The sequence below is a fragment of the Caldicellulosiruptor naganoensis genome (genome assembly GCF_026914285.1).
Lineage (GTDB): Bacteria > Bacillota > Thermoanaerobacteria > Caldicellulosiruptorales > Caldicellulosiruptoraceae > Caldicellulosiruptor > Caldicellulosiruptor naganoensis.
Map to the genome: position 1 here is coordinate 2,324,627 of NZ_CP113864.1, position 18,695 is coordinate 2,343,321.

At 35.4% G+C, this 18,695-nt stretch carries 13 protein-coding genes and 6 pseudogenes; 6 read left to right on the plus strand and 13 right to left on the minus strand.

All coding sequences use genetic code 11. The annotated features are described in order from the left end of the window. Positions 1–194 precede the first annotated feature (194 nt). Positions 195–1,898: an IS1634 family transposase gene (locus tag OTJ99_RS11610; RefSeq protein WP_045164485.1), complete on the plus strand. Its 1,704-nt coding sequence runs from the start codon at positions 195–197 to the stop codon at positions 1,896–1,898. A 76-nt stretch (positions 1,899–1,974) separates the two neighbouring features. Here the strand turns inward: OTJ99_RS11610 and OTJ99_RS11615 are convergent. The 3 genes and pseudogenes from OTJ99_RS11615 to OTJ99_RS11625 form a co-directional block, all read right to left on the minus strand. After that, positions 1,975–2,301, minus strand: a pseudogene (locus OTJ99_RS11615) (transporter substrate-binding protein); the annotation flags it as partial. Between the two features lie 185 nt (positions 2,302–2,486). Continuing rightward, entirely contained in the window at positions 2,487–2,825 is a 339-nt protein-coding gene (locus tag OTJ99_RS11620; RefSeq protein WP_045166126.1) for a P-II family nitrogen regulator, read from the minus strand. Between the two features lie 44 nt (positions 2,826–2,869). Further along, complete coding sequence (locus OTJ99_RS11625) at positions 2,870–4,207, minus strand: ammonium transporter (protein WP_045166125.1); 1,338 nt, start codon at positions 4,205–4,207, stop codon at positions 2,870–2,872. 554 nt (positions 4,208–4,761) lie between these two features. Here OTJ99_RS11625 and OTJ99_RS13160 point away from each other — a divergent pair. Further along, positions 4,762–4,848, plus strand: a pseudogene (locus OTJ99_RS13160) (DUF6922 domain-containing protein); the annotation flags it as partial. A 50-nt stretch (positions 4,849–4,898) separates the two neighbouring features. Here OTJ99_RS13160 and OTJ99_RS11635 read toward each other — a convergent pair. Next, a pseudogene (locus OTJ99_RS11635) lies at positions 4,899–5,321 on the minus strand (RNA-guided endonuclease TnpB family protein); the annotation flags it as partial. A 69-nt stretch (positions 5,322–5,390) separates the two neighbouring features. On the opposite strand from OTJ99_RS11635, the pseudogene OTJ99_RS11640 reads away from it, so the two are divergent. Next, a pseudogene (locus OTJ99_RS11640) lies at positions 5,391–6,550 on the plus strand (transposase). 8 nt (positions 6,551–6,558) lie between these two features. On the opposite strand, the pseudogene OTJ99_RS11645 reads toward OTJ99_RS11640, so the two are convergent. The 6 genes and pseudogenes from OTJ99_RS11645 to OTJ99_RS11670 form a co-directional block, all read right to left on the minus strand. After that, positions 6,559–6,750: pseudogene (locus OTJ99_RS11645) on the minus strand (Rpn family recombination-promoting nuclease/putative transposase); the annotation flags it as partial. Between the two features lie 148 nt (positions 6,751–6,898). Further along, a complete protein-coding gene (locus OTJ99_RS11650) occupies positions 6,899–8,428 on the minus strand; it encodes a methyl-accepting chemotaxis protein (RefSeq protein WP_045166122.1) in 1,530 nt (509 codons plus the stop codon). 144 nt (positions 8,429–8,572) lie between these two features. After that, positions 8,573–8,944: pseudogene (locus OTJ99_RS11655) on the minus strand (Rpn family recombination-promoting nuclease/putative transposase); the annotation flags it as partial. 65 nt (positions 8,945–9,009) lie between these two features. Next, on the minus strand, positions 9,010–9,639 hold the full coding sequence (locus OTJ99_RS11660; protein ID WP_045166121.1) for an SOS response-associated peptidase: 630 nt from the start codon (positions 9,637–9,639) through the stop codon (positions 9,010–9,012). Position 9,640: 1 nt separating this feature from the next. After that, positions 9,641–10,480, minus strand: a complete 840-nt coding sequence (locus OTJ99_RS11665) for an HAD-IIA family hydrolase (RefSeq protein WP_045166120.1) — start codon at positions 10,478–10,480, stop codon at positions 9,641–9,643. Beyond that, positions 10,470–11,747, minus strand: a complete 1,278-nt coding sequence (locus OTJ99_RS11670; protein ID WP_045166119.1) for a glycosyltransferase — start codon at positions 11,745–11,747, stop codon at positions 10,470–10,472. The genes OTJ99_RS11665 and OTJ99_RS11670 overlap by 11 nt, the downstream gene beginning before the upstream one ends. 195 nt (positions 11,748–11,942) lie before the next feature. Here OTJ99_RS11670 and OTJ99_RS11675 point away from each other — a divergent pair, with 195 nt between their 5' ends. The 3 genes from OTJ99_RS11675 to OTJ99_RS11685 all read left to right on the plus strand — a co-directional run bounded on the left by OTJ99_RS11675 (position 11,943) and on the right by OTJ99_RS11685 (position 14,963). Continuing rightward, positions 11,943–12,305 carry an ArsR/SmtB family transcription factor gene (locus OTJ99_RS11675; protein ID WP_045166118.1) on the plus strand — a complete coding sequence of 121 codons (363 nt, stop codon included), beginning with the start codon at positions 11,943–11,945 and terminating at the stop codon, positions 12,303–12,305. 36 nt (positions 12,306–12,341) lie between these two features. After that, entirely contained in the window at positions 12,342–14,438 is a 2,097-nt protein-coding gene (locus OTJ99_RS11680) for a heavy metal translocating P-type ATPase (RefSeq protein ID WP_045166117.1), read from the plus strand. A gap of 108 nt (positions 14,439–14,546) precedes the next feature. Continuing rightward, on the plus strand, positions 14,547–14,963 hold the full coding sequence (locus tag OTJ99_RS11685; RefSeq protein WP_045166116.1) for a bifunctional nuclease family protein: 417 nt from the start codon (positions 14,547–14,549) through the stop codon (positions 14,961–14,963). 5 nt (positions 14,964–14,968) lie between these two features. Here OTJ99_RS11685 and OTJ99_RS11690 read toward each other — a convergent pair whose 3' ends face one another. From OTJ99_RS11690 to OTJ99_RS11700, 3 genes are all read right to left on the minus strand, one after another. Next, the gene (locus OTJ99_RS11690; protein WP_045166115.1) at positions 14,969–16,435 is read right to left on the minus strand and encodes a PIG-L deacetylase family protein; all 1,467 of its coding nucleotides are present in this window, start codon (positions 16,433–16,435) and stop codon (positions 14,969–14,971) included. Positions 16,436–16,891: 456 nt separating this feature from the next. Beyond that, the gene (locus tag OTJ99_RS11695) at positions 16,892–17,440 is read right to left on the minus strand and encodes a hypothetical protein (protein ID WP_045166114.1); all 549 of its coding nucleotides are present in this window, start codon (positions 17,438–17,440) and stop codon (positions 16,892–16,894) included. Positions 17,441–17,444: 4 nt separating this feature from the next. Beyond that, the gene (locus tag OTJ99_RS11700; RefSeq protein ID WP_045166113.1) at positions 17,445–18,683 is read right to left on the minus strand and encodes an AAA family ATPase; all 1,239 of its coding nucleotides are present in this window, start codon (positions 18,681–18,683) and stop codon (positions 17,445–17,447) included. Between the last annotated feature and the right edge of the window lie 12 nt (positions 18,684–18,695).

Genomic DNA, 18,695 nt, shown 5'->3' on the forward strand with positions numbered 1-18,695 from the left:
ACTTTGTCAGTTAAGAGGTGTTTTTGAGCTAACAAAAAATAACAAAGTCTTAATTTATGCGGGTTTCAAGAAGAGAAAAATAAAAAATTTTAAAAAATGTAGGGACAAATTTTAGCTTAATATATACTGAATTTGCTTGACTTTTTAAATATTTTGTGGTACAATATAACAAACTATCTTCAAGGAGTTGCCATATGTTTGTCAAAATTACTAATGCTGGCGGTTATCAGTATGTTAGGTTAGTCGAAAATTACCGTGAAAATGGTAAAGTAAAGCAAAGAGTACTATTTAACTTTGGTAGACTTGATATTCTCAAAGATGACCCCGCTTTTAAAAACATTGTAAAAAAACTATCTGATATTGTCGCTGAAACAACTACTGAGAATGCAAAAGCTGTTACTATTGAATCTGAAGAAGATATTTCGGATGCAGTTGTAAAAAACTGGGGATACATTGTATACAGAAAGTTATGGCAGGAGCTTGAAATTGATAAGTTTTTAAAAGGGAAAGCAGCAAAAGAGAGAAAGATAAAATTTGATGTAGACAAAGTAAGTTTTTTAATGACCATACAGAGATTGATAGAGCCAATGAGCAAACTAAGAACTTATCATCAGAGAAGCAAATATTTTGGATTTGAAGAGGATATAGATTTGAATCAATTGTACAGGTGTTTAGATTTTCTTGACAGTGTAAAAGAAGATTTAGAGACATACCTGTATCAGAGAAATAAAGACTTATTTAAGATGGTAGTTGATGTAGTGTTTTATGATGTGACGACAATATACTTTGAGAGTTGTAGAGCGGATGAACTTAAAAATTTTGGGTTTAGCAAAGACAACAAGGTAAATGAAGTGCAAGTTGTATTAGGGCTTTTGGTGGACAAAGAAGGCAGACCGATAGGGTATGAACTTTTTCCTGGTAATACGATAGATAGCAAGACGATGGTAAAGATACTGAGGAAGCTGAAGGAAAAATTTAGTATAGATAAGATAATAATAGTAGCAGACAAAGGGCTTAACAGCAGAATAAATTTAAAGATGATAAAAGAAGCTGGGTACGACTATATAGTAGCAAGCAGATTAAAGAATGCAAGTAAAGAAATTTTAGATGAAGTTTTTAATGAAGAAGGATATAAAAGACTTGATGGCAAAAGATGTTTGAATGCTGAAGAAATTTATGGTGATGAATTCAAATATAAGGTATTGGAAAGAACAAATATTGTCAAGGATGAAGAGGGTAAAGAGTTCAAAATAGAAGAGAATTTGATAATAACGTATTCAAGCAAGAGAGCCAAGAAAGACAAAGAAGACAGAGAGAGATTGGTAAGAAAAGCCAAAGAGCTTTTAGAGAACAAAGGAAGCATAACAGCCTTAGAAAAGAAAGGTGCAAGGAAATATTTGAAGAAGAAATCAAAATCAGAAGAATATGTATTGGATGAGGAAGCGATAAAACGAGATGAGAAATTTGACGGTTATTATGCAATTCAAACGAGCAAAAAGGATATGGATGTAGAAGAGGTTTTAGGAGCATATCACGATTTATGGAAGATAGAACAGTCATTCAGAGTAATGAAAAGCTGTTTAGAAGTGCGACCGATATATCACTTTACAGAAAGCAGAATAAAAGGACATTTTGTGATATGTTTTTTGGCATTTTTACTGCAAAGGACATTGGAATATATTTTGAGGAGAAAAGGTAAAGGAATAAGTAGTGAAAGGATAATGGAAGCAATATATTCAATGAACTTTTTTGAAATAGAGATAAAAGGGAAGAAATATTTGATAAAGCAAAAAATTGAGGGAGAAGCTGGAGATATACTGAATGTAATGAAGATAAAGGGTCCAAAAAACTTCATGACATATGAGGAAGGCTTAGAATTTATTGGTATTAGCAAATGATGTAGTGACAAAATTGAGGTCCATATTTTGTCAATCCCAGTCCTCCCAAGCTTTTTGAGCTTCAAACTGACAAAGTCAAGAGTTTCTTAGCTTTTTCAGCAAATGTTGGCCAATCCGATGCTCCGTCCTCTACTATAGGCTCCAATTTTTTACCAAGTACTCCACCATTATTATTAATTTCTTCTATGGCCATTAACTCTGCGTCTTTCAGAGAAACCTCACTTATTGACATTGTCCCACTTAATGAATGTAAAATGCCAACTTTTATTGTTTCTTCACTTTTCTCTTTTTTGCTTTCAGAAGAAGATGAAGACTTTTTGCATCCGTATAAGACAGACACAACCATTACAATTACTAATAACAAAGATAACATTTTTACCAACATTTTATTTGATTTTCTCATAAGTCTAATTCCTCCTCCCAATTATTTAATATTTTTTCCGCAGTTCAACATACGCATCACTTTTAGAGGGGCGCAAGAGGCAAGGCTGATCTATCCTCTCAATTTGGGGGTGTTTTGGATGCCTGCTGTTGCCAAATTGTAAGCGGGCAGCTATTGACCGAAGATAGAGGCAAGCCCCCCAAATTTCATATCGCATTTTCTCCCTTTTCGCCGGTTCTAATTCTTACTGCATCCTCGACATTGTAAATAAATATCTTTCCATCGCCTATCTTGCCAGAGCGTGCAACTTTTACGATTGTGTCTACAATTCTATCGACCTCTGAGTCTTTTACAATAAGCTCAATCTTTATTTTTGGTAAGAGGTTTATGTTAATCTCAACACCTCTGTAATACTCAGTCTTTCCCTTTTGAAGGCCACAGCCCATAACCTGTGACACTGTCATACCTTTGAGGCCAAGCTGGTTTAAAGCATCTTTTACCTCTTCAAGCTTCTCAGGCCTGATTATACACTCAATCTTTTTCATAATCTTCACCCTTTTCAATTAAGATTTGGCTTATCTACATATTTTTACTTAACTGTTTGAGATTTTATTACAAAGTCTCCATACGCAGCCGTACCATGTTCTGTAACATCCAGACCTTCTATCTCTTCCTCTTCAGAGACTCTCAAACCAACTGTGAGTTTTATAACTGCAAATAGGATAAAAGCTGTGATTGTTGTCCAGATAAACGTTGAAACAACACCTGCAAGCTGAACTAAAAATTGCTTTATTCCACCGCCATAGAAAAGACCTCCATCTGTTGCAAAAAGACCAACCATCAGTGTACCAAAAGCTCCACATACGCCATGCACTGAGATTGCACCGACTGGGTCATCAATTTTGAGCTTTTTGTCAATGAACTCAACAGCGACAACTACAAGCACTCCTGCAAGGCCACCAATAATTGCTGCACCCCAAGCGTTAACTGATGCACATCCTGCTGTGATTGCAACAAGACCAGCCAAAGCACCATTTAGTGTCATACTAACGTCTGGTTTTTTGTACTTTAGCCATGTGTATATCATTGCTAAGTTTGCACCCATCGCAGCTGCCAAGTTGGTATTGACAGCAATATCGCCAATTTTGTCGTTCATACCTGAAAGAGTAGAACCTGGGTTGAATCCAAACCAGCCAAACCACAAGATAAATGTGCCAAGTGCTGCTAAGGTGATGCTATGGCCAGGGATAGCATTGACCTTGCCATCTTTTGTATACTTCCCTATTCTTGGCCCAAGCATTGCAGCGCCTATCAGTGCACACCAGCCACCAACTGAGTGAACAACAGTAGAACCTGCAAAGTCGATAAATCCAAGTTTGCTAAGCCAGCCGCCGCCCCATGCCCAGTGACCAACAACAGGATATATTATGAATGAAATAACTGCGCTGTAGATACAGTAAGCAATGAACTTTGTTCGCTCAGCCATAGCACCAGATACTATTGTTGCGGCTGTTGCTGCAAATACTGTCTGGAACATCAAGAATGATGTAAGTGGAATTGAAAGCCCTAAATGTTTGAATGAGTCGCTTAGGAAAAATCCTGACGTTCCTATAAAACCACCAGCGTCTTTGCCAAACATGAATGCAAACCCGAACAACCAGAAAATTACAGAACCGATTGCAAAGTCCATTAGGTTTTTCATAACAATGTTGCTTGCGTTCTTTGCTCTTGTAAAACCTGCTTCAACCATTGCAAACCCTGCTTGCATGAAGAAGACCAAAAACGCTGTAATAAGCACCCACACATTGTCAATTGCTGTTGCGACCTTTTCAGGTGTAATCTGGTCAGCTTTTGCTGTGCTAAATCCTAATATCAAAGCAAGGATTAAAAGTACAATACCAAGCAGGATTTTAAAACTTCTATACATTTTTAACCCTCCTCATTTAATTGAAAGTTGATTTGAATTTGAAAAGCACTTTTTAACACCTCCCTGCGCCCCTCTTTTCAGAAATAAATTTATGTGGTATAATAAAAAAGTTGTTTTAAAGAAAAAAGTAAAGGGAAAAACATTGCAAATGGGTTGTGTGTGGAGTATTATCCCATGTGAGGTAAAAGAAGTATTAAGTAAATTGCGGTGTTAAATAAAAAAGGCAAAGGCAACCTTTTGAAAGGCGCCTTTGCCTTTCTTTCTTTATTCTCTTTGTTTACTCTCATTATATTCTTCATTTTGCAATTTGTCAATACCAAAATTGCATTTTATTTTATATAAATTTTTTAAGGTAATTTATAATTGTTTTAGATATTGTATATAAAAAGTAGGATGTATTTGTATGCTTTGCCTTTTGTTAATCTAATTCTATAGTACCTAATTAGATGATTATTGCATGATAACAAATTTACAAGGCAAATTTTTATGGTTATATTATAATGATTAACAGAAAGAAAAAAAAGGAACCAGCTGTAACAGAGAGGTATGCTTCTGTGAAACTTCCAGAGGATTTTAAAATCTTATTCAAAAATTACAACTTTGAAATGTTAGATACAGAAAAACACAAAGAATTAATAGTGAACTACCATCCACCTGAAGAGGTGGAGGCTTCGCAAGAAGCTTGGTAGTGTTATACTACCCTTATTCTCACAGGGTGGTTCACACACCCACTACTGGTTATCTGCCTTATAGCAGATTCACCAGCTACTTTTCTTAAAATATTTATCGCACCGTTTATATTTGCATTAACAACATACCCGCAATCTTTACATACGTACAATCCCCTGTGTTTCCTGTTGCTTTTCTTTATTATTTCACATCTACTGCATGTCTGTGATGTATAGCTTTCATCCACTTCCACATACCCTATACCATAATACTTGCACTTTGATTCTAACTTCCTCTTGAACTTCTCAAACGGTATCTCCACAAAATTTTGATTGTTTACTTTACCAAGATTTATCTCTTGTTTTATCTCCTTCATTTTCCCTACTACTACCCAGCCTATTTGATTACTTAAACAATGCTTAACTATTAAGTTGACTGCTTGATTGGGAGTTAAAATAAAATTGTGTCCACTGTATAATTAGTATTGAAGTAATTATCAAGGGGGCTACTTAAAATGAATAAAAACGAAATTATTGAGACTGCTAAAAACATGGCCCAAGAAGCAAGTATTAAATATGTATTGCTCCAAAGATGATCCTAACCGCAAAGCTTCTTTAGCAACTCTTAGAAAACTTGCTCGATTGCTTTATGTTATCGGAAAGAAAAGTCTTCCTTGCTAAAAATGACAATGACAAAGGCAATGGTTTATATTGAAGTAAAACTTGCAACACCTGTCTTGTGTCTTGAAATCTCTGTCCCTCGCACACGCCCTTAGAATTTCCGACCTTCTATCCTCTTCTTTCCGCTACAAAAGAGTTGATAGCTTAGCTACTTTCCTGCTTATGTCTTTAGTCGTCAATGGTTATTCTTGAGCCTTCCCTTGCCCAGACTCTGAAAGCTTTGAATCTTCCATATTCCGAAAATGAAATACTAAAAATCAAAGAAGACCTTAAAAATGAGCTTAAGTTTCTTAAAATAAAGAAAACTACCAACAAGTGCTTTTGCTACTTTTCATCGATGGTTATTCAAAAGTGAAGTTAAGGATAATTCTAAGATAAAACTTGCTACTTGCAATGCCTGCCCCGGTATCGACTCAAGAAAGGTAAAAAAGACATTTTCGGTGTTCTGCTCTTTCTTCGGCAAAGAAAATAAGATAGATGCTGTCAAACTTGCTTATCCTCTTGCTGACCTTGAGCTTGCTTTTGTCCACCTCCAATAAAATAGCTGAAAACATATGGCAAAAGACATAGGCTTTCAGCTTTTAACAAGAGTTTAGACACACTTAGAATTTCTTCCTCCGATTTTGACAAAGCTTTACTGAAATTTAAAGAACTTTGTGATGGATACCTTTCAAAATATCCTCGATTTTATTGCTGCAATATCAGAAAAAGCAGAGTTTTATTCTGTTCATATGAAATACCCTGAGGAATTAAGAAAGCATATTCTTATCCACAAACGCCGCCTTTGTGTAAATAGCATGATTGAAAAGTAAAAAAGTAAATTCAGTTGGATATATCAATGCTGCCAAAGTCTTAGAAATTAATATTTACGGAACAAGAAGAGAACTTACGCCGTACAAAATGGAAAAATGGAGTTCCCAGTATTAGAAAATGCATCAATAACATAACCCAACTTTACAACTTACGTTATAAATTGGAAACACAAAATTCTTGACAAGTCTCGCCCTTTTCTTTGCCTTTTTCTTCTGCTTCTTTGTAATACTCCTGTATCAGCTGCTGAACATTGAATATAAACTCTCCCACATCTTCCACCCCCTCAGCTTCTATCTTCTTCAGCAGTTCATCTATCTTGCTTTCTATCTCCTCTCTCACCTGCGGTTTTACTATCCTCAAAAGCCATGAACAAAATAATCTACTTCATCCTTATAATTAATTTTTATCCAGCTATAGTTTTTTCTTACGTTTAAAATCATACCATAAAGGAAAAGAGCATACAAGCAGCATCTCACTACTTACATGATTAGTGTAAACCTTAAAAACCTATTTGCTAACATTTCACTATTCATAGCTTTATATCAGCACCTATCACGCCCAAAAGCTTACCAATACTGTCATATACAGGCATAGAAACTGTAATGCAGTAGTTTCTTGTTATAGCTGAGATGTAAGCTGAAGATACATATGTGTGACCTGCCACCGCTTTTGTGAACCACTCTCTGACCTTTGCGTTTTCTATGCCCTCTGGCGGATTTGAATATATAAAGGTTCCATCAGGATTGTTTGTCCACAGAGCCTCAAATATATTAGAAAACTTTTGCAGACTCTGGTCTATAACCTCTTTGTGATTGAGCTCTTTCTGCCAGCTTAAAACAAGTTGCGGAATCACTTCATTTTCAATTATTTCAATAGCCTCTGTAATGCGTTGCTGGTTTACCTGTATTTCTACCCTCTTTGTAATTTTTGCTGAGATGTCATTTCTGACAGATTCAAACTCTCTGCATATGTCAACAAGCCTGTTCATAAGTCGCATAAGCCTTGCTGCAGTTTTTTGGCTCACCTCTACAGAACTTAAAATTTTGTTGGTGCTTCTATCTACAGCGATGTAGCTATTTTCCAGCCTTGATACATAGTGCTTAAGATCGTTCACAATTGAGTACTGAACAGAAAGCTTTTCTGATGCCTGGGAAATCTTCTTGTTTATGTAGCCAACAAGCTGCGATACTTGATTTAGTTTTTCAAAAGTAGTCTTGCCATATTCTACCTGCCTTGATATAATATCCTTACTTTTCTCGCTGAGGCTTGAAATTCCATCAACAATGCCAGAAATTTCAATGATAAAGTCTCCAATCTCGTCTGCAGTTGATTTCGTGTCATTTGAAAGTCTTCGAATTTGGTCAGCAATTACATGAAAGCCTGTTTTGAAATTCTCGCCAAGCACACTTTCAAGCTTTGCAGATTCAATTGAAGCGTTCAGTGCAAGGATGTTTATCTTCTCTGAAATTTTCACAATTGTGCCAAGAAAATCTTCTACCTTTTTGAAAACAGCTTTGAGCTTGGTTATTTGATCAGCCATTTTATGTGTGTATGCTGTATTTTCCGAAACCATACTTTCCAAATCGGTTGAAACCTCGGCAAGCAGTTTTTGAATGTCCTCCTGAATATTCTGGTTTTTTTCTTTGAAATGAACCATGAATTCTTCAAGGCTTGAGACATTTTCATATGCACTTTCAATGTGCTGGAGAACAAGCCTCAAACCTATCAAAAGTTCTGATATAGAATTTTGAATATCTTTACTATTTGTTAAAACAAGATTTGACTGTTGTTGGTTCTTTTCTGCGCTTGATTCAATGTCATAAGCAACTGACAGGATTTTGTTGTATGCAAGGTCAATTTCTTTAAATATGTCACTTAGAAAATCCTGAAAAGATGCTGCCCAATCTTTCACAGGTGTCAAAAATAGCTTTTCAATTGCGTTGAGGTTGTTTTTGCCTTGCAAAATAGAAAGTGTCTTGTCAACAAAGATTTTTAAGATAAGAATGGAAAATACAACTGATAGCACAAGCACACCCAAGATAATCAATACAACTTGCATCTTGCAAAACCCCCCTGAAAAAAGTTTCATAAAAAAAAATAAAAGGCGTTTTGAAGCTTCCGCCCCAAAACGCCTTTGTTTTGGAGAAAGTTTGAATTTGTCGTCTTTATTATAACACAGATATTTACAAATAGCAAAGGGAAATTAAAAATATTTCGTATATTCTTCTCTTATCTTCCTTACTCTCTCAACTTCAACTCCAGTTGCTTCAGCTATGAAATTGTCATCAAACCCCTTTTGTATAAGCCTTCTCACAATTTCCTCTTCTTTTCGCTGTATACCTTCCTGTATACCCTCTTCATAGCCCTTTTCTTTGCCTTTTTCTTCTGCTTCTTTGTAATACTCCTGTATCAGCTGCTGAACATTGAATATAAACTCACCCACATCTTTCATCCCCTCAGCTTCTATCTTCTTTAGCAGTTCATCTATCCTGCTTTCTATCTCCTCTCTCACCTGCGGTTTTACTATCCTCAAAAGCCACAAACAAAACACCCTTAGCTGCACCTGCGGTAACTTAATTTATTTTAGGTGGTAAATATGCCTTCACCTCGTACCTATTGAAAAACCTACTCCAAAATTTATCACTTCTCGACTTTTTCAATTTCCATCTCACCTTCGTATGGCTTTAAAACAGCATCAAATAACTTTTTCAATTTTCTTTCATCACCCTTTTCAAAAAGCCACAAATCTTCATGTTCTTTTTTAAGTATCGCCGGCATTCTGTCGTGAATTGGCTTTACCTGGGAATTAGGCTGGGTGGTGATAATTACAAATGCGTCAATTTGAGTGCCATCTTCCAAGTTGATTCTCTCATAAAGTCCTGCCATGTAAAAAAGGCTTCTGTCTTGAGGCTTTATTAAAAATTTTTGTTTACTATCCTCTCTCTTTTTCCACTCATAAAATCCAACTGCTGGAATAAGGCATCTTTGATGAACTATTCTTTTGAAAGTCCACTTTTCAAGCAAAGTCTCTGCCCTTGCATTTATTATCACCTGTTTTTTGCCCTCAATAGGAAAGCCCCAGCGGGCAATTGTAGCGTCTTTCTCATCATTTCCAGCAACTACCACCGGGACAAGCTCTGTTGGGAAAATCTCTCCTATTTTGAGTTTGTTCAAAAAGGGTGTGTCATGAAATTTTTGATTAATTCTTTGTAAAATGTTTTTTATTTCTTCAATTTGTTCATCTGGCAAAAATAGATATCTTCCGCACATTCTATTTTGCACCCCTGTAAAGAATTTTCAAATCTTCATAGATATCCTTGATAGAGTTATATATCAAAGTTGGCTTGATGGCGGATTTTTCCACATCCTCATAAGTTGTCTCGCCAGACAAGACAAGAATAGAAATCATTCCATTGTCATTTGCCATCTTTATGTCTGTGTAGAGTCTGTCGCCAATCATGGCTATTTCGCTCTTTTCAACATTTTTGAATTTCGAGATGACATCAACAATTATCGAAGATGGCTTTCCTATAAAAAGAGGCTTTTTCTTTGTTGCATTTTCAAGCATTATACAGATTGAACCACAATCTGGAATGTACTCACCACCCTCAAGTGGGCAAACCAAATCAGGGTTTGTTGCCAAAAAAGGCACTCCTTTTCTTATAAGCTTGCAAGCATCCAAAAGTTTTTTGTAGGTAAGCTCTGTGTCAAACCCAACAATCAGATAGTCTACCTTTTCTTTTTCAATGCTATCTACAACATTTACTCCAAAACTTTTGAGTTCATCTTTCAAAGACTGCGTGCCCACAACATATGCACTGACAACACTTCTTTGGTCAATACTTTTAAGATAAATAGCAGTTGCCTGGCCCGATGTGAGAAGATTTTCTTTTGTAATCTCAATTCCCATTTTTGATAACTTTTTTAGGTAGTCATCAGAGCTTTTTGATGAGTTGTTTGTCAAAAACAAAAACTCTTTGTTATTTTCTTTTAAAAGCTGTACAAACTCCCTGCTGCCTTCAAAGAGCCTATCACCAAGGTAGATTGTGCCGTCCATGTCAAGCAGAAAAAGATCTACTTTAGATAACACCTCAAGTTTATTATTCCCCATTCTTTAGTTCAGCTCCCTTTTTTGACTGTGCAAGCCTTACTATTTCAGATACAAATTCCTCATATGTTTTCTTAGCATTGAACCTTTCTTCCCATGTCTTTCTTGCCTCAATACAAAATCTCTGATACTCACCCTCTTGCATTTGAATAAATTTTTCTATTAGCGATGAAAGTTCATCTTCTGTGAAATCTTTTTCAAGCAAATACCCATTTGAGCCATCTTTTACAATCTCACGCACACCTCCAACGTCTGTCGCCACAACAGGTATTCCAAACGACATTGCCTCCATGATCGAAACAGGAAGACCTTCAGATGAGCTTGTATTTACAAACAGGTTAAAATCTTCTTTTGCGTAAAGGTCTAAGATTTTACTATTTGGCAAAAACCCCATAAAATTGTAGGTAATATTTTCTTTTTTAGAAAGCTTCTTTTGAGCATATTCTTTTAGACTTTCAAAAAGCTCTCCATCTCCAATGTGTGTCCATAAAATCTCATAGCCTTCTATTTTTTCAAGGCTATCCACTATTTTTTCAACCCTTTTGACAGGCACAACCCTCGCACAGCTGACTATCTTAAAGGGCTTTGACCTTTTCTTGTTAAGGTTTACCTTATAATCATTAAAAGTTCCAAGGTATGAAATGGCTGCTTTGTTTGTGTTATACTTCTTATTTATATAATCTGCGCCCATCTTGGAGCATGCAAATACTTTGTCAATGTGATTTATTATAAACTCTTTGCAGGGCTGGGGAAAAAGTTCTGTATATAGGTCTGAGCGATGCGCTCTTGAGATCTTTAATAAAACAGGCTTTTTAAAAAGAGCAACACTTAAAGCCAGAAAGTGAAACCAGTAAGAATAAAGGACTGTATCATTTGGGTCAATTCCTTCTTTTTCAAATAGCCTGCTGAGATTTTTCAATGTGATGTTCGTCAAAAACACCCACCTAAAAATCATCCAAAGATAAAGCATCTTATATCTAACTGTGTTTTTTTGAAAAATTGCTTTGAGAGCTTCTTTTGCAGCAAGCACAATTAATTTAGGAGAAACAAACAAAATGTCCTTTATTGTGTACTCAACATCCCATACCTTTACCTTCTGGTGGGGTTTGTATTTATCACCGTTTTTTAATTTCTTTGGCAAAACTTTGCCTGCCTGAACAGGTAAAATAAAAACCCTGTCAAAAGCCCTGCAAAGAAAGTCTATCTCATTTCCCACAAAAACATCTCTTTTAGGATGTGGATAGCCAATTGTAAGAAGTATAAGGATCACATGCCAACCCCCCAAAATTTTTATGTTCCTCTTTTCAAGTGTAGCACTCGAAAAGACTTTGAGTCAAGGATTTCAAAACTATAATAGTGTCATCTTTCAAGCTAAAAATTTTGCAGTTGTTGACAAGACAATATAAAAGATATATAATGAACACATGAATAATTGTTCATATGTTTATGATCTGAGGTGAAAAGAATGTCAAAAAAGATAGATACTTGCTCATGCACGATAATTCATCAAGACATTCTTGAGAAGGTAAAAAAAGAGCTGCCTGATGATGAGAAGCTATTTGATCTCTCTGAGTTTTTTAAAGTGTTTTCAGATTCAACAAGAGTGAAGATTTTAAATGCGCTTCTGATATCAGAGATGTGTGTGTGCGATTTAGCGGCGCTGCTGCAGGTGACGCAGTCGGCAATATCCCACCAGCTGCGACTTTTGAAAGCATTTAGGCTTGTCAAGAGCAGAAAAGAGGGAAAGGTGGTCTACTACAGTTTAAATGATGAGCATGTAAAGAGTATATTAGAACTTGGGCTTTTACATCTTTCAGAAAAAGCTTGACTTTAATCAACAACCAATAATAACATCATAAAGGAGATGTCAGACTTGGCAAACGGTAAGGTTGAACTCATATTAGAAAATCTTTCTTGTGCAAACTGTGCATCTAAGATTGAACAAAAGGTAAATAGCCTATACTTTGTCAAAAATGCAAATTTGAACTTTGTCACAAAAAAGCTAACAGCTGAAGTATCGCCCAAGGACTATAAACTCTTTTTAGAAAATGTAACCAAAATTGTAAATGAAATTGAGCCAGATGTCAAAGTTTTAGAAGTACCTAAGGAAAAGCCTGTGATTGATATAAAAGATCTTTCTTTGATAATTGTTTCAATCTTCTTTTTCGCATCGGGGCTTTTTGTTTATAAAAGAGCGTGGTGGGGATTGATATTTTTGGCAGCAGCGTATATCTTGGCAGGAGAAAGTGTAATAAGAAAGTTTTTGCAAAACCTTCTTCGGCTAAAACTGTTTGATGAAAATTTCTTGATGACAGTTGCAACAATCTCTGCCTTTTTGCTCAAAGAATACCCAGAAGCAGTCCTTGTTATGCTTCTTTACAAAATAGGCGAGCTACTTGAAGAGACAGCAATCAGAAGGTCAAGAAAGACTATAAATTCCTTGAAAAACCTTGAAATTGAATATGCAAACCTGAAGATTGAAAATGAAATAAAAAGGGTAAATCCAAAAGACATCGTTCCTGGTGATACTGTCATTGTCAAAGCAGGTGAAAGGGTACCTATTGATGGAGTTGTAGCAGCAGGTAGTTCTTTTTTGGACACATCTGCAATCACAGGTGAGTCAAGGCTAATTCCTGTGAAGGAAAACGATGAAGTGTTTGCAGGGTTAATAAATATTGATGGGACAATAGAAGTGCTTGCCAAGAGCTTTTACAAAGACTCTACAATTTCAAAGATAATAGAGATTGTAGAAAATGCAACATCTAAAAAATCACAAACAGAGCGGTTTATTACTTACTTTGCAAGAGTTTATACACCTGCTGTAACTGTCATTGCTTTTTTGGTAGCAGTTGTCCCACCACTCTTGTTCTCTCAACCATTTGACAGATGGATATATCGCGCTCTTATATTCCTAATTGTCTCTTGCCCATGCAGCCTTGTTTTGTCCGTGCCTCTTTCCTATTTTGCCGGCGTTGCACGACTATCTAAAGCTTCAATCCTTGTAAAAGGTACAACATACATTGACAAAATGGCAAGGAAAATTTATGCTATTCTTTTTGATAAAACTGGAACTATCACTCAAGGCAGCCTAAAAGTTGACAAAGTTGTGACAAAAGATATATCCTATGAAGAGTTTATAAGACTTCTCTGCCACATAGAAAGTTTTTCAAATCATCCAATTGCTCTTTCTGTCACCAGAGAATTTAAAGTCAAAGTTGAGGCAGAGTCAGTAAAAGAAGTAAAAGAGTATGCCGGCAAGGGAATAGAAGGGGTTGTAGATGGCAAAAAAGTCATTGCTGGAACAAAAGAGTTTTTAGAAGAAAATGGTGTTAAGGTTGAGATAAAAGAAGATTTTATTGCTTCAACAGCAGTATATGTTGCTGTAGATAATAAGTTCTGTGGATATGTGGTTTTAAAGGACTTTCTCAGACAAGATATAAAAGATACATTGAATTTGTTAAAAAAACTTGGGATAAAGACGTTTCTTCTCACAGGTGACAAAAAGGAAGCTGCTGAAGAATTAGCAGGTGAACTTGAGTTTGATGGAATTTTTGCAAATCTTCTTCCTCAAGACAAGGCAAAGATTGCTGAACAGATTAAAAAGGAAGCTGAAAATGCAACGGTTGTATTTGTAGGTGACGGGATAAATGACTGCCCTGCCTTGGCTGTATGTGATGTTGGAATTTCGTTTGTGCAGAATGCCTCAAGCATTGCAACTGCAGCAGCAGATGTAATACTTCTTGAAAATTCAACCGAGAAAATTTTGGATCTGATTCAAATTTCAAGGTTTGTTCGCAGAGTTGTAATACAAAATATTTCAATTTCGCTCTCTGTAAAGTTTTTGGTCATGGCTTTGGGCGCAATAGGCTTTGCAAACCTTTGGGAGGCAGTTTTAGCAGATGTGGGCGTTGCTCTAATTGCTATTTTGAACTCACTTAGAATTTTAAAAAACCAAAAATAATTTTTTCTAAAATCTTTATTTGACCCCTTGCTTTGTGTCATAATATTAGAGTAAGGGGTTTTTTGCTTTGTTGTAAATTATTCCAATTTAAAAGAGGTGCTATTCACTATGATTGAAATGTACGTTTTAAACGTTGCATTTTTCCATGAAGGTGGAGGATTTGCGGTCCTGTTGTGTGACAAAAACAACAAGATGGTACTCCCTATCTTTATTGGACCTTTAGAGGCACAGTCAATCGCACTTGCACTTGAAAAGCAGCAACTTCCACGCCCAATCACACATGATTTGATGGTTAACATCTTTCAAAAATTTGGTATTTCAATTCAAAAGGTTGTAATCACTGACATCAAAGACGGCACATATTATGCAGAACTTTATCTTAAAGACTATAACAATGTCATATCTGTCATAGACTCAAGACCAAGCGATGCAATTGCACTTGCTCTCAGAACCAACAGCCCTATCTATATGGCACCAAAGCTTATTGAATTTACCTACAAGTACGAAGAGCTAATTCCTCAATAAAGGTTTTATTTCAGCAGTATCACTTTCCATGCGCTTCTGTCAAGCTGACGGCCTAAAAACTCTGTCCTGAGACTTAAAAATAGCATGTTTGCGTTTTGTAAATTTTTCTTTGGCAGAACTATCTTCATATAACTTTTGTTTCTTTGGAATTTTGAATTGTCTAAAGAAAACTGAGGAGTTGTCATAGTTTTTACGCTTTTCATTTTACTTCCCGAAATTTGGATGTACATCCTTCCAAGATATTTTTGGTCTTTAAACGCACGAATGTGAAGATAATAGTTAATAAGTCTTTTTGCAGACCCTACCATTTTAATGCCTATGTAGATATTCTTGCTGTCATATGCAGCATAGATACTATCTATGTCCGCACCTTTTTCAAAAATAAGCGACCAGATATCATGCGTTGGTTCTTCTATCACCAGATATTTAGGCGAAAACAGGTCGTCACCCTCATACCTTTTGGCAATGCTATTGCCAAGCTTTGCAAAAAGCTCGTTTCGCCTTATAAAAGCCTCTAAAAACCCTCGCATAACCTTTATTTGAGAGTGATAATCTGAAATAGAGTTTGCTTTTCTCTCTATCATAAAATCATCAAGTGATACCTGATACCACTTGGTATCTGTAAACGCAAGCTTGAAAGGTGGTACTAAAAACATGTCCGGGTGCTTGCCAAACGGAGTTGGCCAGTCACCTCTGTGAACAAGGTACTGCCACTCATCACCTTTGTACCCAAGCTTTAAAAGTGAAAATTTAACAAACGCAGAGGTTGCCCAATGGTCAGGATGCTGGTCGCGTGAGTAGGGGTATATTATCAAATCTGGTTCAAATGACTTTATTATACTTTCTATGTTTTTCACAACATTTACGCCTTTGTACTGGACATTTTTCTCATAGGAATTTGAATATGGACTGTGAAAGATTCTTGTAAGAGGATTAAAATAGCTCACTTTTGAGTCAAAATACTTTTCCCAAAGATACCTCAAACCCCTATCCGGATAACCTAAAAAGATAATATCCTCCCTTTCAACCCCCAAATTCTCAAGAGCATGAATGGTCTCTTTTTGACGAAGGTATCCAAATTTAATATAGTCTTCGGCTTTTAATCTAATCTTGCCAAAGTTTTGCCCAGCTGCTCTTGTAAAACCGTCACCGTTTGTCATCACAACAACTTTTACTTTACTGCCATTTGCTAAGGCTTTTTGGATGACACCAGCAGAAGACAGGGTCTCGTCGTCACAATGCGGTGCAAATATAAGTATTCTTTTATAATTTTCAGGAGAAAGCTCAGGTAGCTGGGTTGAAAAATAGTAGTTCGAAAGATATTCTCTTACCAAAAATAAGAGCACATTTGCTAAAATCCATATAGCAAAGATATAGAGTATATATTTGCGTTTAAACCTTCTTTTCTTCTCTTTTTGAGTTTTCCTAAAAACTACTCCTCTCTTTTTTTGACCCAATCTGTACTTTGCCATGTTGCTCTTAAAATTCCCCTTTGACAAAAAAATATGCCTTATTCTATTTTACAATATTTTTTAAAAAGCTTGCATTAAAAAATTCCCCCTAAAATCGCAAGCGGGCAGAAGCTCTTTTGCTTGTTGAGCTTCTGCCCGCTTTCTATATAAAAGGAGGAAATGAACGGGGGGATCCTACTGTATGTGTTTTTTAAAATCTCAAGGGGTTGTCCGCAGCTATCTTTTGTTTTTTCTCATCAGCTGCCCTTTACAGTTTTAATTATATGCTTTTTGTATACACCAATCAATACCAAAAATAAATGAACTTTTTCAAAGTTTTTATTCTGTTTTTGTAGATGTGGTTATGTGAATAATTGACCGATTTTAATAAAATATTCTTTCCCTTTTATATATTTTAGACATATACGAGAATTTTCAAATACCATTCTTCAAAAAAACTCTTCAAAAATAGAATTTCTATTCGATGTACTTTTCCATAAAGTATTTAAAAGATGCATTCCGGCTCTTAGCCTTTTCTATTGAAAAATTTTTTGTAAGTTCTATCATGAAATCTGTTCTGTCAAAACTCCGAGGGATAAACTTATTAAAATCTTCTTTTGACAATTTTTCAGTATTACTAATTTGGGACTCTGAAATTCCAAACTTTGAGCAAAAATTATCTTCTGCACCTGCTAAGTACCAGCTTTCTATCTCCTTCTTAACTATAATTACATTTTCTTTGTTTATATTCTCTATCAACTTTGCAATTTGCTCTTTTTTATATGTAACACATGGTGAATCATCTATGTCTGTTACAAAAATGTAATCATTATTACTTTTCACAAAAGCCTTTATGAGATTAGAATACTTTTGCAAATTTTTAAGGCTCCTAAACTCATCACCACAGTATCTCATAATATGAACGAAAGAATACTTAGAAGAGAGTTTGGGTTCCAATATACGTCTAAAAAACCTCTCATCATCTATACCTTCCACCAAAATGTATATACCTTTGCCACAGTTCATTTACTTACGCTCCTACCTCCAGGAGATTTTGAACAAAGAGTTCTTCGATTCCTAAATCATTTTCTAAAAATATCTTTATCTCTTCTTTCTCAAGTGGTCGGTATATCTTTGAAAAGCCATCTCTGCCGCGAGAAACAAGCAAAAGATTATCAACTCCTGCATATTTGACAACCTCAGGATTATGCGTTGTAACAATAATTTGTTTTCTTTGCGAAATTTCTTTCATCATTTCAATAACTTTTGAAATAAGAAAAGGATGAATATTTCTTTCTGGCTCTTCAAAGATAACAAACTTTTTCTTTTCAAAATATAATGCAATTATCATTGCTATTACATTAATAGTTCCATCAGAAAGCAATGATGCAGGAATATCCTTCTTTTCAAAGTATGATTCTTGGAGCTTGAAAAGTAAGGACTTATCAGGTAACTTTTCTACAGAAAGATTATTGACAAAAGGCAAAATGTCATTTACTAAATTAAAAAGTTTTCGCCTTTTTTCTTCATTTTCTAAAATGTTTTTTAACACTATTGCAAGATTGCTCCCGTTTTCTTCTAATTCAGCCTTACCTGTAATTGGAGCAGCCTCCTTGGACTTTTTGGGATCAAAATCGTAAATTGAAATATTACGGAATATATTATCTATCGTCAACCGCCGCCATATAAAAAATAAAGGTGTTTGAATTAGCAAAATGTTCTGGGGTAAAGAATCCATTTTTAAATATAAAAGCGGAATAAGACTTTCCACTTTCTCCTCAATACCTTTTGGAAAAATTCCGTACACTACTTTATCTTTTTTATGGGACAGTCTGATTTCACCCTCAATAATTTTCCCATCTTCATCTTTAAATTTAAACTTTTGAAGCAAACAATCGTTAACAATTTTAAAACCTGGCGCACCTTTTTTCTCTTTTAGAGAAAACTCATACCTCATTTCATGGAAAGTCATTTCAATGTTTTGCTTCGTATTTGTGATTTTTTCATTATCTTCCATTTCGCACACTATACTAATTGATAATTCTTCACCTCGGCCAACTTTTAAATTAGTAAGATATTCAATATCTCCTTGGATGGACACGGCATTTTCTAAACCAAGATTCATAATATCGCGTAGAAATTTAAATACTTGAACAAAATTTGACTTTCCTGAAGCATTCGCACCAATAACCACGTTAAAATCTTTTAGCTCTATATCAATTTCTTTGAAACTTTTGAAGTTTTTAACGCTTAAACTTTTTAATTTCATTAAAAGACACCT

Excerpts from the sequence above, each read along its gene's own strand:
- OTJ99_RS11620 (WP_045166126.1), bottom strand. The coding sequence starts at position 2,825 with ATGAAAAAGATTGAGTGTATAATCAGGCCTGAGAAGCTTGAAGAGGTA.
- OTJ99_RS11675 (WP_045166118.1), top strand. The coding sequence starts at position 11,943 with ATGTCAAAAAAGATAGATACTTGCTCATGCACGATAATTCATCAAGAC.
- OTJ99_RS11690 (WP_045166115.1), bottom strand. The coding sequence starts at position 16,435 with ATGGCAAAGTACAGATTGGGTCAAAAAAAGAGAGGAGTAGTTTTTAGG.
- OTJ99_RS11650 (WP_045166122.1), bottom strand. The coding sequence starts at position 8,428 with ATGCAAGTTGTATTGATTATCTTGGGTGTGCTTGTGCTATCAGTTGTA.
- OTJ99_RS11660 (WP_045166121.1), bottom strand. The coding sequence starts at position 9,639 with ATGTGCGGAAGATATCTATTTTTGCCAGATGAACAAATTGAAGAAATA.
- OTJ99_RS11700 (WP_045166113.1), bottom strand. The coding sequence starts at position 18,683 with ATGAAATTAAAAAGTTTAAGCGTTAAAAACTTCAAAAGTTTCAAAGAA.
- OTJ99_RS11625 (WP_045166125.1), bottom strand. The coding sequence starts at position 4,207 with ATGTATAGAAGTTTTAAAATCCTGCTTGGTATTGTACTTTTAATCCTT.
- OTJ99_RS11695 (WP_045166114.1), bottom strand. The coding sequence starts at position 17,440 with ATGAACTGTGGCAAAGGTATATACATTTTGGTGGAAGGTATAGATGAT.
- OTJ99_RS11680 (WP_045166117.1), top strand. The coding sequence starts at position 12,342 with ATGTCAGACTTGGCAAACGGTAAGGTTGAACTCATATTAGAAAATCTT.
- OTJ99_RS11665 (WP_045166120.1), bottom strand. The coding sequence starts at position 10,480 with ATGGGGAATAATAAACTTGAGGTGTTATCTAAAGTAGATCTTTTTCTG.
- OTJ99_RS11610 (WP_045164485.1), top strand. The coding sequence starts at position 195 with ATGTTTGTCAAAATTACTAATGCTGGCGGTTATCAGTATGTTAGGTTA.
- OTJ99_RS11685 (WP_045166116.1), top strand. The coding sequence starts at position 14,547 with ATGATTGAAATGTACGTTTTAAACGTTGCATTTTTCCATGAAGGTGGA.